Origin of the sequence: Pandoraea terrae (genome assembly GCF_902459695.1) — a bacterium.
Classification (GTDB): domain Bacteria; phylum Pseudomonadota; class Gammaproteobacteria; order Burkholderiales; family Burkholderiaceae; genus Pandoraea; species Pandoraea terrae.
Window position 1 is genome coordinate 73,806 of sequence record NZ_CABPRZ010000006.1, and the last position, 17,694, is coordinate 91,499.

Genomic DNA, 17,694 nt, shown 5'->3' on the forward strand with positions numbered 1-17,694 from the left:
GTCGCCGAGCCTTCTTCGCTCGCGCGTTCGCTGTCTTGTGTTCTTTTAGTGTTTCAACGCAGGCTGATCGTCGTGTTGACACCGTCACTGACGGCTGCATCGTCGAACCAGCGCGCCGTCACCGTCTTCGTCTGCGTGTAGAACTGAACGACCTGCTTGCCATACGGGCCGAGGTCGCCGAGCTTCGAACCACGCGAGCCCGTAAAGCTGAAATACGGCACGGGCACCGGGATCGGAATGTTGATGCCTACCTGCCCGACGTCGATTTCGCTTTGGAACTTGCGCGCCGCCGCCCCGCTCTGCGTGAAGATGCCGACGCCGTTGCCGAACGGATTGCGATTGACGAGTGCAATCGCCTCATCGAGCGTCGGCACAGTCATGACGAGCAACACGGGACCAAAGATTTCGGTCTTGTAGATCTCCATCTCCGTGGTCACATCGCTGAAGATCGTCGGGCCGATGAAATTGCCGTCTTCATAGCCCGGAACCTCGACGTTACGGCCATCGAGCAGAAGCGTCGCGCCCTCCTTCACGCCGGCTCCTATGAGGCCGAGCACGCGTTGCTTCGCAGCCCGCGAGATGACAGGTCCGATATCGGTCTTCGGCTCGTGTCCCGCGTTGACCTTCAGCGTCCTGGCCTTTTCGACGAGCTCGGGCAGCCATTGCTGAGATGCGCCGACGAAAACGGCCACCGAGGTCGCCATACAACGCTGACCAGCCGCGCCGAAGCCGGCACCGGCGAGGGCGTTCAGGGTCTGCTCCCGGTTGGCATCGGGCAACACGATCGCATGATTCTTCGCGCCCATCATCGACTGTACGCGCTTGCCGTGCTCGCTGCCCAGGCGATAGACGTGCGTGCCGACGGCTGTAGAACCGACGAATGAAACCGCCCTCACGAGCTCGTGCGTACAAAGGGCATCGACGACGTCCTTGCCGCCGTGCACGACGTTGAGCACGCCCTTTGGCACACCGGCTTCGAGCGCCAATTCGACGAGCGCCATCGTCGAAAGCGGATCCTGCTCGGACGGCTTGAGCACGAAGGTATTGCCGCAAACGATGGCCATCGGGAACATCCAGAGCGGGATCATCGCGGGGAAGTTGAACGGCGTGATGCCTGCGCAGACGCCGATCGGTTGACGCAACGTGTACGTATCGACGCTGCCGGCAACGTTCTCGGCAAATTCACCAAGCTGCAGCGTGCCTACCGAGCACGCGTGCTCGAGGACCTCGAGCCCGCGAAAGACGTCGCCCTCGGCATCGGGCAGCGTCTTGCCTTGCTCCGCGGTCAGGATCTTCGCAATGCGCGGCATGTGCTCGCGAACGAGCGCCTGGTACTTCAGCATGATGCGCACGCGCGTGCCGATCGGCGTGTTTTTCCATGTTGCGAATGCGGCATGGGCCGAACGGATGGCCTCGTCGACTTCGGCCGTCGTAGCGAACGGCACGCGTGCCAGCACCTGCTGCGTGGCGGGGTTGACGACATCACGCCACTCGGTCGTTGTCGACTCGGTCAATTCGCCACTGATGAGCAGCTTCACCGTCTGTACCGATTGCTCTGCGAGTGTTGCTACCGTTGCATTCATGGCCCATCTCCTTTTTTGACAATCTCGTTCTTACATGTGCCGATAGATCGCACGACGGTGCAGATAGCCTTGCGCATGTCTTGTTCCATGGTCGAGGTTTCGTGCATGCGGCTCAGGGTTCCGCCCCCGTGTCAGTGGCCGGTTCTCACGCCGTGGCCGCGACAGTCGTTTTTTGCTTTCGCCAGTCGTTCAGCAAGAAGTGCGACAAAGCCGGGATCAAGACAATCGCGCCCAGCATGTTCCAGACAAACATGAACGCCAGCAATGCGCCGGTATCTGCCTGGAACTTGATGGGCGACGCCACCCAGGTCAACACTCCCGCAGCCAGCGTGAAGCCGATGAGGGCGACGACTTTGCCCGTGAAGTGGAGCGCCTGCAGATACGCGTCCGCCAGATTCGCCCCAGACCGCTGCACCTGCAGTTGGACGCTCAACAGATATAAGGCGTAGTCCACACCGATGCCGACGCCCAGAGCGACAACGGGAAGTGTGGCGACCTTGACGCCGATGCCGAGGTACACCATCAGTGCCTCGCACAGGACTGAAGTCAACATGAGCGGCAGCACCGCAACCACCACGGCACGCCAGTTGCGGAAGGTGATGAAGCACAAGGCGACGACGGCCGCGTAGACGTACAGGAGCATCTGCAGGTTGGCCCGGGCCACCACCTCGTTCGTAGCCGCATCAATGCCCGCCGAGCCCGCAGCCAGCAGGAACTTTGTGTGGTCGTCGTTGTTGGTATCGGCAAAGCGTTGGGCGACACCGACCACCCGCTTGAGCGTCTCGGCCTTGTGATCCTGTAGATACGCCACGATCGGGAAAACTGAACAATCGCCGTTCATCAGCGTGGTCGTCAGCGCAGCCTCTGCGGCGATCGCCGGATTGATGAGCGCCGGATCCGCGCTCACCGTATACCACTTGGGATTACCCTCGAATGCACCGGACGTGTACAGCCGTACGCGATCCGCGAGGGACTCTGCTGCCTGCACCCCCGGGGTCTGTGACAGCAGCCAGGTCAGTCGGTCAGTGCGCGCCATGGTCTCGTATCGCATGCAGCCGTCCGGCACGGTCTTGACGATCACGGCGAAGACGTCGGACGAAAGGCCGTAGTGGTCGCCGATATAGGCCACGTCCCGGTTGTAGCGCGCGTCAGTACGCAGTTCGGGCGCCCCGGGGTGCAAGTCGCCAACGGCCAGCCGGGTGCTGACGTGCCAGGCGCCAACGCCCAGAACAAGCGCGACGGCCACCGCGAACGCCGCCGCGCCACGCCGCGTGAGGCGCGCAAGGAACCGTTCGACTGTGCCCCGCACGTACGCCTCGTCGACCGGTGGCGTCACGGATCGCTGTGCGGCCCGGGCGCTGACCCCAGTAAACGAGAGGATAACCGGTATCAGGATGAGGTTGCTGAACACCAGGCCGCCCACGCCAACGCTGGCCGCGAAAGCCAGATGCCGGATCACCGGGATGTCCACCAAGGCCAGCACGGCAAAACCCACCGCGTCGGCGACCAGTGCCGTGAGGCCAGCCAGGAACAGCCTGCGGAATGTGTAGCGCGCCGCGACGTAGCGGTGCGTGCCGTTGGCGATGTCCTGCATGATGCCGTTCATTTTCTGGGCGCCGTGCGAGACGCCTATCGCGAACACCAAGAACGGCACCATGATCGAATACGGATCAAGCGCAAGGCCCGCTAGCCGCAACAGGCCGAGCTGCCACACAACCGCGACGAGCGAGGCCGCCACCACGAGGATGGTGCTCCTCACGCAGCGCGTGTATCCGTACAGGATCAGCGCGGTAATCACGGCTGCGGCGGCAAAGAACCACATCACGCTGCGGATGCCGTCGATCAGGTCGCCCACCAGCTTGGCAAAACCGATAACGTGAATGCGCACGTTGCCGGTCGCCTCGTACTGCTGCCGGATGCGCTCGATGCTCTTGGAAAGGTCAGCGTAGGCGATCTCCGAGGAGGCACCATTCGCGTCGGTAGCGGCGAGCGGCACGACAATCATGGTAGACCGGAAATCGTTGGCCACGATGGAGCCGACGAGCCCGCCACGTAGCACGTTGCGCCGCACCTGCTCTATCGAGCGCGACGATGCGTCGTAGTCCTCCGGCATCACCGCGCCACCGCTGAAACCTTCCTCTGTGACTTCGGTCCAGCGGACCAGTGGGCTCCACAACGACTTGACCCAAGCGCGGTCCACCCCGGGCAACAGCACCAGTTGATCGTTGATTCGCGCAAGCACATCCAGGTACTTGGCGTCGAAGATGTCGCCATGTGGATTTTCGACGACCACGCGCAGCGTGTTGCCCAGTCCCTTGAGATCGCGCTGATTGGCCGTATAGTTCGCCACGAACGGATGGTCACGCGGCGACATGTCCTCATAGCTGGCGTTCACGGTCAAGCGAAACGCTAGGGTGCCGAGGATCACTGTGGCCAGTACGCAAAGGGCCAGCACGACACTCCGGTAGTTGAAGATCAGGCGCTCCAGCAGATTGCCGGAGCGAAGGTCGAAGTCCTCGACCCGGCGCACGACGGGCATTTCTAGGTCGCGGTGGGCTGCTTTCATGACAATTTGACTCAGGGCTTGGTGGAATGAGTGGAAGCGGGTTTCGCCGGCAAGGGCAGGACCTTCAGTCCACCCGAGAGGGCGCCGAGCACCAGTTTCCGCCGTCCGTCGCGGCCGACGGCCACAGCAGCAGACGTATAGGGCAGTGCCGGCGCCTGCAGGCGCTGCAGGGAGTCGGCGCCCGCTTCACCCCACAGGACCTCGCCGTTCTGCGCCACAAGCACGGGAGAACCGTCGTCGAGCAGCAGCCCCACCACCAGACTGGCTTGCGTTCCGGTTTTCAGGGGCCGCCAGCTACGTCCGCCATCGCGACTGGTGTACGCGTTGCCGCGCATGCCGAAGACAAGCAATGTCCCCTGCCCCGTTGCGAGACCGAACCAGCTGCCTCGGTAGGGAGAGGTCAGCGGCTGGAACCGCGGACTGCCCGACGGGCGCCACCGGATCAAACCCCGCTCGCCGACCAGGAACAGCGCCCCGTCGACGCTACGCAAACCGTACAGGTGAGAGGCCGACGCATCGCCAAGCGTAGCGGACACATCCTGCCAGGTTTCGCCGCCGTCCTCCGTGCGCAGGAGCAGGCCGAAGGCACCCGCCACCACGCCGTGATTCATGTCGACAAAGTCGGCGTCGAAGAGCGGCCATGTATCGACACGGCTTGCGCTCTGCGCCGCCAGATCGCTCCCGCTGGGATTCGCCGCCTGCCCCTGCGCACCGATCAGGCTCTTGACATGCGGCCCATCGAGTACCATGCGCCAGTGGCGCCCGGCATCGTCGCTGCGCAGCACGACGCCGCGCTGCCCCACCGCGAACGCCCTCTCGTGACCGACAATTACGACACCGGTAAGGTCGACCCCGACCGGCTCCTCCACCGAAGCGAAGCTTGCCCCGCCGTCTTCGGAGCGCAGAATCACCCCCCGCAACCCCACAGCCAGAACGAGACTCTCACGCGCCGCCACGGCAAGAATGGGGGCATCCGCGGCCGTGCGGACGCGCACGCCGGGCAGGCGTAGAGGATCGCCGGCCTCCTGCTTAACAGGCGTCTGGGACCAAAGCAAGGTGCTCGCACAGCAGAGCACTACGAGCAAGGTGCAGCCTCGAGCGAGGCGCGCTATAGATCGGGCACAGCGATGCATTGACATGTGGGCAAGCAGGTGAGAAATGAACGCACTGCGTCGGAGGCTCCGCCGCGGGCACGTCCGAGCCGGACTTCAACCGTATTGTCCTGACCTGTAGGCGGAGCGCCATGTCCGCGTGAAACAGCGCGGTTGACCCGAATATCCCAGCGCGACGTGGCTTACCTGGCAATCCCCGGAACCACAGGTAAGCGCGAAGCCGCATCGGTCCCTCCCAGTCATCACGACGGAATGAGCAGACTACGGGCGCCGGTAAGGTCGTAATAAAAGTCGGCCCCGCGAATCCAGGAAACCCTATGCAAGATAATTCTCCGGCGAGAGGCCTGCACCGCACACGTTGAGCGGATACATGATCCATGTAGCTCACCACAGCGCCGCCTGCAACTTGCCGCTGTCTGCGGCCGGCACGAGGCTGTTGACCGCCGCGGCCTAGGTGGCCGCCACCTCGGTTGACGTGTCACATCAAGGGCCCTAGCTACTTCGCCAGGTAGTTCGGGCAGCCCCCCACGCCCGCGTCCAATCCCGGCGCAAGCCGCTACCTAAGCAAGATACCGCCTCTTGCTGTTCCGGGGAATCCCCGATGGTAGGTTAGCGTGGCCCGCGCGGCACACTGAAGGCCCTAAACTGGCGCCCTGAGTTAGAAATTCGTTGAATTATTTGCCCGCTGTACTACTGTGTGATTGACGGCACGTGCTGCAAGAGGCGGCAATGAGCGGAAGACCGAAGGCGGAACTCATTTTGACCGAATCGGAGCGCGAACAGCTCCAGGCATTGACGATGCGTCGCAAGACAGCGCAGGCGTTGGCATTACGGGCTCGGATTGTGCTGGCGTGTGCCGATGGCATTGACAATAAAATCGTTTCGGCAAGACTGCGAGTTACCCAACAAACCGTTTCAAAATGGCGCGCGCGTTTCGTTGCTCATCGCTTGGACGGATTGCTCGATGCGCCGCGTCCTGGTGCGCCGAAGACTATCAACGACTCGCATGTCGACGCGGTCATTGCAAAGACACTCGAGTCCGCGCCTGCGGGGGAGACGCACTGGAGTACGCGCACGATGGCCCGTGAGATGAAAATTTCGCAGACGGCGGTATCGCGAATTTGGCGGGCGTTCGGCCTTCAACCGCATCGGCAGGAAACGTTCAAGCGCTCGGGCGATCCGTTGTTTGTCGACGAGGTTCGCGACATTGTCGGCCTGTACCTGGATCCGCCGCTCAAGGCGATGGTGCTGAGCGTGGACGAGAGGAGTCAGATCCAGGTGCTGGATCGAACGCAGCCTATGCCACCGCTCGCGCCGGACATTGCCGAGCGACGTACCCACGACAACTTGCGCCACGGCGCGACCACCTTGTTCGCGGCGCTGGACATCGCGACCGGCGGAGTGATCGGCGAGCTGCATCGGCATCATCGCAGCAGTGAATTCTTGCTGTTCCTGCGCACTATTGACGCAAACGTGCCGTCCGACCTGGACGTGCATCTGGTGATGGACAACGACGGCACGCATACGGCGCCCTCGATCAAGAACTGGTTTCTCCGTCACCCACGCTTTCACGTGCACGTTACGCCAACGCCTGCCCTCCGGAACAACCAGATTGAACGCTGGTTTGCCACGCTCACCGAGAAGTACCTTCGACGCGGTACCCATCGCTCGACACGTCAGCTCGAAGATGCGATCCGCAATTACCTCGATGTCTATGACACGAATCCTCGGCCGTTCATCTGGAGCAAGTCAGCCGACGAAATTCTGGCGTGCCTCGAGCGCTGGTGCGCTCCGATCCGTAAGGAATCGGAATGAAGGCAATGAACATCGACACCGCTGCAGTTGACGACGCAGTTCTCGCACCTCTTTACTGACGCGTCATGACCAAAACCGCGCGTGGAAAAGCTTCGATTGGGATGTCCGCAACCCGCTCCATGAACGATGCACGATTGGCCATCCCATCAAGAAAGCGAAGTCCGTTGTGCTCGCGCAGGAGGGTCTGCGCGAACCTGAGCGACTGGTCAAGCAACATTCGTCACCTCAAGCAGCAAAGATCAATAATGAAACGAACTTTTAACTCATGACGCAGTTGTACAGCAAGGTCAATCGACCTGTGCAACTGGATGCTTGCCCACTCGGCAGGTCGGGCGGATGCTTCCGCACTACCACATTGGTCCACCTCTGCACCCAAGGAAGGCAATTATGAACACTCTCCAACTCCGCTCGTTGTTTGCAATCAGCGCCATCGGCGCCGGTCTGCAATTGCCCGCGATGGCGGCCGTCAGCGAGGCTGACGCTGCCAAGCTGGCGACTGCCGACGTGACTTGGTTCGGCGCCGACGCGCGGGCCAATGCGGACGGTTCGATTCCGGCTTGGACGGGCGGCACTACCAAGTCGCCGGCGGCCAAGGACGCTAGTGCCCTCGACAACGACAAGCCACTGTATTCGATCACGGCGGCCAACATGGCCCAATATGCGGATAAGCTCACCGAAGGGCAGAAGGCACTTCTGAAGCGCTTTCCAGACTACCGAATCGACGTCTACCCGACGCGTCGAACCTTCGCCGCGAGCAAATGGATCGAGAACAATACGCTCAAGAACGCGCGGCACTGCACCACGATCGATGACGGCAACGGCCTCGATCCCAAGACCTGCCTCCCCGGCGTACCGTTCCCGCTTCCAAAGAACGGCAAGGAGGTGATCTGGGACTATCTGGCGCGTACCCGTCTGTACTCATTCGCCACACGCAGTAAAAACTGGCTGGTCGAGGCGTCGAGCAAGCCGATCATGAGCGGCGAAGTCGAGGACACCGTCTACGCTCCGTACTACGATCCGAAGCGAGGGGATTCAGATGCCACCCTCCTCTCCAAGTTCCAGGCTTACACGATGGCGCCCAGCCGGTCGGCAGGTGAGGCCTACCTGCAGTACCAGTACACCGACCCTCAGGCCAAACCGACTAAGGCTTGGCAGTACATCCCGGGACAACGGCGCGTACGCCTTGCGCCCGAACTCACCTTCGACACACCGGCTCCCAATGTGGGCGGGGTAGCCACGATGGACCAACTTGAAGTGTTCCAAGGGTCGCCGGAGCGCTACGACATGAAGCTCATCGGCAAGCAGGAAAAGCTCGTCCTCAACAACAATCACAAGCTGATGCTTGACAAGAGCGCCTGCGGCTCCGAAAAGGTGGTGCAGCCAAATTTCCTTAACCCGAGCTGCATGCGGTGGGAGCTGCAGCGCGTCTATGTCGTCGAAGCCACCGTCAAGCAAGGAAAGCGGCACTTGCTGCCCAAGCGTGTCTTCTACGTCGGCGAGGACGGATATCAAAACATCTCCAGCGACGACTACGACGCCGCCGGCAAACTGTACCGCACGACGTTCCGACCGACGGTCATGCTCCCCGACGGCCCCGACGGTCCGGCTCCTTTTTCGGTGACGACTCTGCTGTACGACTTCGTTCGCGGCGCCTACTTGGCGGTTGCGCTTCCTGAGAGCGGCGTGCGAGCCGTCCCGGCGCAGACCTCACGCGAAATGTCGCCGGATTCGCTGGCAGCCACCGGAGTACGCTGATCGAAACTGACGCCATCGGTCCCAGCGACGCGGGCGATCAAGTGAGACCTTATAACGAGGAGACAATTAATGATGAATAGGAAAACGAAATTTGCGCGCCCATTCAAGCGGGCAGCCCTTGTCACCGCACTGGCGGCCGCCTTTTGCCGCCCCGACGTGGCGGGCGCATTTGAGTTCGACACCGGCAATCCGGATCTGTCAGTGCGCTGGGACAACTCGATCCAGTACAATCTGGGCATTCGCGCGCGAAACTGCGACCCCAACATCTGCGGGAATGGGCGAGGTGCGGGCGATCTCACGGCTACGGCCTCCGACAGGAAGTTCGGGAAGGCCGGCGATGTCATCACGAACCGCATCAGTGATCTTTCGGAGTTCGATTTCATCTACAAGGATCACTGGGGCTTTCGCGTCAGCGGCAATGTGTGGTACGACGAGGCATACCACAATGCCTCCGCGGCCCCCGATCCGGCTTTCGGAGCCCTTGGCTTGAGCCAATTGCCGAACAATCAATACACGGACTATATCAAGCGTTGGAACCGGGGACCTTCGGGTCAGCTCCTTGATGCGTTCGCATTCGGCCGGGTGAACGCAGGCAACGTGCCAATCGACATCAAGGTTGGACAGCACAACATCTACTGGGGCGAGTCGGTCTTTTCCTTTGTGGGTGGCGTCGCTGACGGTCAAGGGCCTGTCGACGTCCGTACTGCGCTTACTGCGCCCGGTACCGAGGCAAAGGCACTTTTCTTGCCAACAAATCAGATCTCCTTTACTGCCCAGCTGACGAATAAGGTCACATTAGCCGGAGAATATTATCTGGGCTGGAAACCAGCGATGTTGCCCGATGGTGGAACGTATTTCGGTGCGGCGGATTTTCTCACTTTGGGCGGTGGAACCCTTTTGCCGTTCATCGGGCCTGGGGTGACGTTTAACGGTACCCAGCGTCCGAAGAATGAAATGGGGGACTGGGGTATTGCACTGAAGGTACGTCCGGAATGGCTCGATGGTAGTGCCGGCTTTTATTACCGTGACTACACGAACAAATTCCCCCAGCTCGTGATGAACAGCCCGACGAGCGCAGTGGCCGACTACACGCAGCCTCGGCAACAGTTGATTGGCTTCAGTTTGTCAAAGGACGTCGCCGGCGTGTCGGTGGGCACGGATATTACCTATCGTCGGAATGCGATGCTGGGGGCGACGCCCTTTGCGCCGGTATTTTTATCTACGGGCCAAGGAGATTGGCATCCGCAGGGCAACGTCTTCACCGCCTTGGTCAATGCTATCGCCTATTTCGGAAAAACCCCGCTGTTCGATTCTGCGACGCTGATCGGCGAACTCACTTACTCGAATCTCTTACGGGTTACAAACGATCCGTATAAGCTTTTCCTTGGTTTGCCGCAAAACTGCGGCGCTGGCACGTCGACGCCAGGTGTCGCCATCGATCACGGTTGTCCGACCAAGCAGGCGTATGGATTGGGGGTGCAGTTCATGCCGATTTGGTACTCGGTATTCAACGGCGTAGATCTGAAAATGCCGATCTTCTTTTCGATTGGTCTGCATGGAAACTCGCCCGTCCCGTTCGGAGACAATCAAGGTCAAGGCGCTTACAGCATCGGGCTGACGGCTGATGTCAGGCAGAAGTACACGGTCAGTCTCGCTTATAACGGATTCATCGCGCGGCATAGCAACGATTCGGCCGGCATCCTCAGTAACAGCAACGCAAGCCTCGGCAAATATTGGGACCGCAACTGGATTTCCCTGACGTTCAAAGCGACGTTCTGAGGTCCATTACCCGCTATTGAAACGCCTCCTGCCACCGTATGGGCGCAGGAGGTCTAAACGGTGCAATGAAGTCCGAGCGGCACCACAGAATTGACAGCCCGAATTCGGCAAGTCATTGATGAAGACTGAGCCAATGTCCGACGGGCACGAGTCAACCCGCCCATCGAACGGGATTCCGATCCGGTGCTCGCGGGCTCTCTTCTTTTGGATCGGAGATTTGCATGAGCGATGATGCTACGCGCGTGTTCGGGAGAGAAATGAAGGAACACAGTAATGCCGCCAAGGGCGTGGAGACTCCGATCGCTGAAGGCAATTTCCTTTCAATTCAGCAGCGCCTCGATGCTGCAAGCGCGCTATACGTGGCTCGCGCGAAGCCAATCTTTTCGTCTTTACGTGATATCACGGGGCAGGTTGCTGGTCTGCTTGTACTTTCGTCGGTCGGAAGTGTCGGTGTTTACGACCATCCGATGATCGACAAGGCACGGCTTGAACTTGGCGAAACAACTGATTGTTTGGGGGCTTTATCTGCGACCGCACATACGCGGCATTTCCACTGGCATTTGACTAGAAGCGCGTCCTGGGTCGATAGAGCGGTTCGCGCTCTTGACGACGCCCGGTCTCGACTGAAGAGTGGAACGCCAATCCACAACGCACTCGAATGCATCAAGCGAGCGCTGACTGAACTTAAATCGGCCGGACAGTGTCTTCCAGGCTTCGAAGTGGTCGACATCAGTTCTGCGTGTTGCTCATGTTGCCGATCTGTGACCTCGGATGGTGAGGGCATAGCGGGTACCTTTAAACAGTCTTTCACAGAATGGTAGATGGAGGAGCGATGAGTCTGTACTCTATTCACGTACTCGAGTACGCGTACACGGTTGATTTTCCGAAGGGAGGTCTCGTGTACGGCGACCACAATTCGGGCACAGAGAAACTGCCGTACGGATATGTGCTCATAAAGGGGCAAGGCGTATGTGCGCTAGTCGACGTTGGTTTCAATCATGTTGATCATGCAGCTGAGATGGCCGAAGCATATGCCATCGTCAATTGGCGATCGGCGAATCAAGTCTTATCCGAATGCGATGTTCATCCAGACGATGTGACACACGTCTTTATCACGCACGCTCACTTTGACCACATGGGCGGCATTGACCTCTTCCGCAACGCCAAGTTCTACATTCAGGAGCAAGAACTGTCGGAATGGGTCTGGATGCTGTCACTAGAGAAGCGTTTCCGATGGCTTCTCTCTGCGATTGACCCATCGGATATTCTCAGGGTCGTGGATTTGGCAAGGCAGGGACGGCTTGTCAGCGTCCGTGGCCCGATGGAAGATGTCTTGCCGGGCATCGACCTGATGCCAGCATATGATTCGCACACTCCAGGAAGTCAGTATGTCATCGTTCGAAACGACGGAAAGCGTAATTCCGAGGATGTCTGGGCACTCGTGGGTGACTTGGTCTACAAGTACGAGAATCTGTTTGGCTCGGATAAGGAAGACCCGGAATATAGACCTGTAGGGTACGCTCAGGGAAGTCAAATCAACATTGTTATGGCTTATGAGGAAATCATGAAGGCGGTGGGTGGTGACTACACACGGGTCATTCCGGTTCACGAAAGTCGCTTGAAGGATGTGTTCCCGTCACGGGTTTCCAAGGAGGGGCTGACTTTGGTAGAGGTAACCCTGGCGGATGATGCGATCAGCCGTGTGCATTGAATACGTGATCTTGCGATAAACATTGCCACCTAAAGGCGTTCGCTGACTGTTCACAAGTTATACCGGCAGACTCTGGCAGTCGATGGTGGCGTGACGCGCAGTATAGTATCCGCCACCGTTGCCCCGTCTGCTACGCACAGGCCTTCCCGCAAGCCGGTGATCGTCGTCGCTAATTGCGTCACGCACATCATCGGCATTGAGTTAATGCTGTTCTCCTGAGTTAGAAATTCGTTTCATTACTCGATTTTGCTGTCGGCGAATGCGAAGTGTTGCTCAATTGACAGGCTCACTCAGCCGCACATCGGGCAGACCTTTGTGATGCGCGATTCATGCTCATCTACACTCGCGCCCCGGTTGCGCCGTGCGAATGAATCGATCCCACCCGAGCAGACCGTCTTTTATCGCTAGACAGCGCCTTTTTACGAATTCGGCACCATGTCCATCTCGCGCAAGCACACCAAAGTCCTTATTCTCGGTTCCGGCCCAGCCGGCTACACCGCCGCCGTCTACGCGTCGCGCGCCAACCTGTCGCCGGTGCTCGTCACGGGCCTAGCCCAGGGCGGGCAGCTGATGACAACGACCGACGTCGAGAACTGGCCGGCCGACGCCAACGGCGTACAAGGCCCCGAGCTGATGCAGCGGTTCCTCGAACACGCGGAGCGCTTCGACACCGAGATCGTTTTCGACCACATCCACACCGCGAAGCTCGACGAGAAGCCAATCCGCCTGATCGGCGACTCGGGCGAGTACACCTGCGACTCGCTGATCATCGCGACCGGCGCGTCGGCGCAGTATCTCGGGATTCCGTCCGAAGAGTCGTTCATGGGCCGCGGCGTGTCCGCGTGCGCGACCTGCGACGGCTTCTTCTACAAGCAGCAGCACGTCGCGGTGGTCGGCGGCGGCAACACCGCGGTCGAAGAGGCGCTGTATCTTGCGGGCATCGCGAAGAAGGTCACGGTAATCCACCGCCGCGACAAGTTCCGCGCAGAGCCGATCCTGATTGACCGCCTGCTCGAGAAAGAGAAGGAAGGCGTCGTCGAGATCAAGTGGAACCACGTGCTCGACGAGGTGATGGGCGACAACGCGGGCGTGACCGGGATCCGGGTGAAAGAAATGCAGTCCGGTGCGACGACTGACGTCGACCTGCAGGGCGTGTTCATCGCGATCGGGCACAAGCCGAACACCGACATCTTCGCCGGCCAGCTCGAGATGAAGAACGGCTACGTCCTCACGAACGGCGGTCTGAACGGCAACGCAACCGGCACCAGCGTGCCGGGCGTGTTCGCGGCGGGCGACGTGCAAGACCATGTGTATCGCCAGGCGATCACAAGCGCGGGCACGGGCTGCATGGCCGCGCTCGACGCGCAGCGCTACCTCGAGAGCATCCACGAGGCGACCCAGCCGCACATGATGAGCCACGAAGCAGACCGGTAAAATAGCCGGCAAAGCGCGCTCCCGGACGTTCGGACGTTCGGGCGTGCGCAGCGCGAAGCTGCCCGAAACTGCCCGAAGCTCGTCGAATGGCCGCGGCCAATACGCCCGCGGCCCTTTTGGCGTCGGGCACTCGCGCCGAGATTCGATTCCGCATGCCTCGGTTGCAACGTGAGCCCCCGGTGAAGTCATCTTGTCCGGCTATTTTCTGACCGGGAGGATCGCGTCCACGTAATTCTGAAACCGGACCCATTTTGTTCCGGTTTGGGTAGGAGTTAGCTCTTGATGTGCATTGTGGATGTACGGGAGCGGGTCGTTCGCGCTGCGGCGCTCATGCTCGCCACACGATCAGCAAATCCTTGGCCTGCACACGGTCACCCGGCTTGACCAACACGCGCTCAATCACGCCATCGCGTTCAGCCGCCAGATGAGTCTCCATCTTCATGGCTTCCAGCGACAACAGCGTGGCGCCAGCGTGCACCGTTTGCCCCTCCGCTACCGGTACGGTAACGATGGCGCCGGGCATGGGCGCCCCCACATGCAGCGGATTGCCGGGTTCGGCCACCGCGCGTTGGGCGGCAGTGTCCGCTCCGGCCCGAGCCACGCTGGTCATGCGCGACTGGCCGTTCATCTCGAACTGCACTTTGGCGATGCCCTTGTCCTCGTGGATGGTCTGCAGGCTCACCAGCAGTGTCTTGCCGGCGTCGATCTCCAGCGCCACTTCGTCGCCGGGGTTCATGCCATAGAAGAAAGTGGGCGTGGGCAGGACGGAAACGTCGCCATGCCTTTGCAAATGCTGATGGAATTCGCTGGCAACCTTGGGGTACATGAGGGCACTTGCCAATTGCCGGTCATCCATCTCGTCCACAGGGATGCCGCTCGCCTTCGCGGCCGTGATGCGCGCGGCCTCGAGATCCACGGGGGGCAGGTGATCGCCGGGACGGTAGGCTGCTGGCGGCTCGGCCTTGAGTACCTTGCGCGACAGCCCGGCAGGAAAGCCGTCTGGCGGGAAGCCCAGTTCGCCCTTGAACAGTGACACCACCGACTCCGGGAAGGCCACCTCGTGCGCCGGATCGACCACCTGGGCTGGCGTGAGGTCGTTGGCCACCATCATGATGGCCATGTCGCCCACCACCTTGGACGTGGGTGTGACCTTGACGATGTCGCCAAACAGCTGGTTCACGTCAGCATAGGCCTGGGCGACCTCGGTCCAGCGGTGTTCCAGCCCCATGGCGCGCGCCTGCTCGCGCAGGTTGGTGTATTGACCACCGGGCATCTCGTGGCGGTAGACGTCTGCCGTGCCCGAGCGGATATCACTCTCGAACGGCGCATAGAAGCGCCGCACGCCCTCAAAGTAGGTGGATGCCGCGTGCAGCGCGTGGGGCGACAAGCCGGGATCGCGCTCGGTATGTGCCAGCGCCACTGCGATGGCAGAGAGGTTGGGCTGGGAAGTCAGGCCGCTCATGGCGTCCAGCGCACCGTCCACGGCATCGCAGCCGGCGTCCACAGCCGCCAGCACCGAGGCGGCGGCGATCCCACTGGTGTCGTGGGTATGGAAATGCACGGGCAGGCCGGTTTCCGACTTCAGCGCCGCGACCAGCGCGGCCACGGCCCGCGGGCGGCAAATACCCGCCATGTCCTTGATGGCCAGGATGTGCACGCCGGCCTGCTGCAACGCCTTGGCAATGCCCACGTAATACTTCAGGTCGTACTTGCCGCGGGTGGGGTCGAACAGGTCGCCGGTGTAACAGATGGCGCCTTCGCACAGAGCCCCCGCATCCAGCACGGCATCGATAGCCACGCGCATGTTTTTGACCCAGTTCAACGCGTCGAACACGCGGAACAAGTCCACGCCAGTCGCAGACGCTTGCTTGACGAAGAACTGCACCACGTTATCGGCATAGCTGGTATAGCCCACGCCGTTGGCACCGCGGAGCAGCATCTGGAAGACGATATTGGGCACGCGCTCGCGCAGCTGTGCCAGGCGCTGCCAGGGGTCTTCCTTCAAAAAGCGCATGGCCACGTCGAACGTCGCTCCCCCCCAACACTCCATGGAGAACAACTGCGACAACTCACGCGCATAAAACGGCGCAATGGGCAACATGTCGGCCGTGCGCATGCGCGTGGCGAACAGCGACTGGTGTGCGTCTCGCAGCGTGGTGTCAGTCATCAATACCGGCTGGCTGTCCAGCATCCACTGCGCGAACCCCTTCGGTCCTAGTTCTTTCAACCGATCGCGTGAGCCAGGCGGAATGGGGGCGTTCAAATCCGCGCGCGGCAGCACGGGTTTGGGAAACGGCAGCTCAGGCATCTTGCGCCCCGCCATTTCCGGGTTGCCATTGACAGTGATGTCGGCCATGAATCCGAGCAGTTTGCTGCCGCGGTCGCGCCGCTTGGCGAACTCGAGCAGTTTGGGCGTGGTGTCGATGAAGCGCGTGGTCACGGTGCCTGCGGCAAAGTCCGGGTGGTTGATCACGTTCTCCAGGAACTGCAGGTTGGAGGCAACGCCGCGAATGCGGAACTCACGCAGCGCGCGGTCCATGCGCTGTACCGACTCCCGCGCGGTGGATGCCCAGGCCGTGACCTTGACCAGCAGCGAGTCGTAGTACGGCGTGATGACCGCGCCACCGTAGGCGGTGCCGGCGTCCAGCCGGATGCCGAAGCCCGAGGCGCTTCGGTAGGCCGACAGGCGCCCGTAGTCGGGAAGAAAGCCGTTCTCCGGATCTTCGGTCGTGATACGGCATTGCAGCGCCGTGCCGTTGAAGCTGATCTGGCTCTGCTCCGGCACGCCGCTGGCCCGGTGCTCTGGGGCGTCTTCGCCGGTGTCCTCCGTGATGCCGATGCGTCCCCCCTCGCTGATGCGCAACTGCGCCTTGACGATGTCCACGCCTGTGATCAGCTCGGTCACCGTGTGCTCCACCTGAATGCGCGGATTGACTTCGATGAAGTAGAACTGCCCGTTGTCGGCATCCATTAGGAACTCCACCGTGCCTGCGTGCGTGTAGTCCACGGCCTTCATCAGGCGGATGGCGCTGTCGCACAGGGCCTGGCGTTGGGCGTCGTCGAGGTAGGGCGCGGGCGCCCGTTCCACCACTTTCTGGTTGCGGCGCTGCACGGTGCAGTCGCGCTCGAACAAGTGCACTACGTTGCCTTGTCGATCGCCCAGGATCTGTACCTCCACGTGGCGGGCGCGCTGTACGAGCTTCTCAAAGTAAACCTCATCGTTGCCAAAGGCCGCCAGCGCTTCGCGCCGGGCCGCTGCAAGCGCATTGGGCAATTCGGCTGCGCCGTTGATGACGCGCATGCCGCGCCCGCCGCCGCCCCAGCTGGCCTTGAGCATGACCGGGTAGCCGATGCCGGCTGCCAGCTTCTTGCATTCGTCAAGGTCCGGCGGCAACGGAGGCGTGGCCGGCATAACCGGCACGCCTGCCGCGACGGCGGCATTGCGCGCCGCCACCTTGTTGCCCAGCGTGCGCATTACTTCCGGAGACGGGCCCACCCATTCGATGCCGGCCGCGATCACGGCTTCGGCGAAATTCGGGTTTTCCGACAGGAATCCGTAGCCGGGGTGAATGGCGTCCACCTTGGCGGCGCGCGCAATGCGCAACACGTCCTCGATGTCCAGGTAGGCCTGAAGCGGCTTCTTGCCTTCGCCCACAAGGTAGCTCTCGTCAGCCTTGAAGCGATGCAATGCCAGCCGGTCTTCACGCGAATATATCGCGACGGTGCGCATATTCATCTCCGCTGCGGCGCGCATTACGCGGATCGCAATTTCGGAGCGGTTGGCAATCAGGACGGACTTGATCCGCTTACGGGGCATCGGATCGATGGAGTGCATGTTTACCTCTGCGATTAGGTTGATGTTCGGCGAAAGGGGTAATTGCGCGTTGTGCTGTGGCAATTTCGTGCAGGCGAAACACGTGTATCGGTGACCCGTGCGTC

General features: G+C 61.1%; 10 protein-coding genes and 1 pseudogene. 7 read left to right on the plus strand and 4 right to left on the minus strand.

Translation table 11 applies throughout. From position 1 onward, the window contains the following. Window positions 1-53 precede the first annotated feature (53 nt). From PTE30175_RS08805 to PTE30175_RS08815, 3 genes are all read right to left on the minus strand, one after another. Complete coding sequence (locus PTE30175_RS08805) at window positions 54-1,583, minus strand: CoA-acylating methylmalonate-semialdehyde dehydrogenase (RefSeq protein WP_150696695.1); 1,530 nt, start codon at window positions 1,581-1,583, stop codon at window positions 54-56. A 145-nt stretch (window positions 1,584-1,728) separates the two neighbouring features. Further along, complete coding sequence (locus PTE30175_RS08810) at window positions 1,729-4,149, minus strand: efflux RND transporter permease subunit (protein WP_224788660.1); 2,421 nt, start codon at window positions 4,147-4,149, stop codon at window positions 1,729-1,731. Between the two features lie 11 nt (window positions 4,150-4,160). Then, complete coding sequence (locus PTE30175_RS08815) at window positions 4,161-5,225, minus strand: WD40/YVTN/BNR-like repeat-containing protein (RefSeq protein ID WP_224788676.1); 1,065 nt, start codon at window positions 5,223-5,225, stop codon at window positions 4,161-4,163. A gap of 765 nt (window positions 5,226-5,990) precedes the next feature. On the opposite strand from PTE30175_RS08815, the gene PTE30175_RS08820 reads away from it, so the two are divergent. The 7 genes and pseudogenes from PTE30175_RS08820 to trxB all read left to right on the plus strand — a co-directional run bounded on the left by PTE30175_RS08820 (window position 5,991) and on the right by trxB (window position 13,755). Beyond that, window positions 5,991-7,076 carry an IS630 family transposase gene (locus tag PTE30175_RS08820; RefSeq protein WP_150696697.1) on the plus strand — a complete coding sequence of 362 codons (1,086 nt, stop codon included), beginning with the start codon at window positions 5,991-5,993 and terminating at the stop codon, window positions 7,074-7,076. Window positions 7,077-7,081: 5 nt separating this feature from the next. Beyond that, window positions 7,082-7,338: pseudogene (locus PTE30175_RS28580) on the plus strand (DUF6429 family protein). Between the two features lie 125 nt (window positions 7,339-7,463). Beyond that, window positions 7,464-8,831 carry a DUF1329 domain-containing protein gene (locus PTE30175_RS08830; RefSeq protein ID WP_191628934.1) on the plus strand — a complete coding sequence of 456 codons (1,368 nt, stop codon included), beginning with the start codon at window positions 7,464-7,466 and terminating at the stop codon, window positions 8,829-8,831. A gap of 69 nt (window positions 8,832-8,900) precedes the next feature. Continuing rightward, a complete protein-coding gene (locus PTE30175_RS08835; RefSeq protein WP_150696699.1) occupies window positions 8,901-10,610 on the plus strand; it encodes a DUF1302 domain-containing protein in 1,710 nt (569 codons plus the stop codon). A 221-nt stretch (window positions 10,611-10,831) separates the two neighbouring features. Beyond that, on the plus strand, window positions 10,832-11,431 hold the full coding sequence (locus PTE30175_RS08840) for a hypothetical protein (RefSeq protein ID WP_150696700.1): 600 nt from the start codon (window positions 10,832-10,834) through the stop codon (window positions 11,429-11,431). An 11-nt stretch (window positions 11,432-11,442) separates the two neighbouring features. Next, entirely contained in the window at window positions 11,443-12,321 is an 879-nt protein-coding gene (locus PTE30175_RS08845; protein ID WP_150696701.1) for an MBL fold metallo-hydrolase, read from the plus strand. A gap of 435 nt (window positions 12,322-12,756) precedes the next feature. After that, window positions 12,757-13,755, plus strand: coding sequence for a thioredoxin-disulfide reductase (gene trxB / locus PTE30175_RS08850; protein WP_150696702.1), 999 nt, complete (start codon window positions 12,757-12,759; stop codon window positions 13,753-13,755). Window positions 13,756-14,083: 328 nt separating this feature from the next. Here trxB and PTE30175_RS08855 read toward each other — a convergent pair whose 3' ends face one another. Beyond that, complete coding sequence (locus tag PTE30175_RS08855; protein WP_420819615.1) at window positions 14,084-17,590, minus strand: pyruvate carboxylase; 3,507 nt, start codon at window positions 17,588-17,590, stop codon at window positions 14,084-14,086. Between the last annotated feature and the right edge of the window lie 104 nt (window positions 17,591-17,694).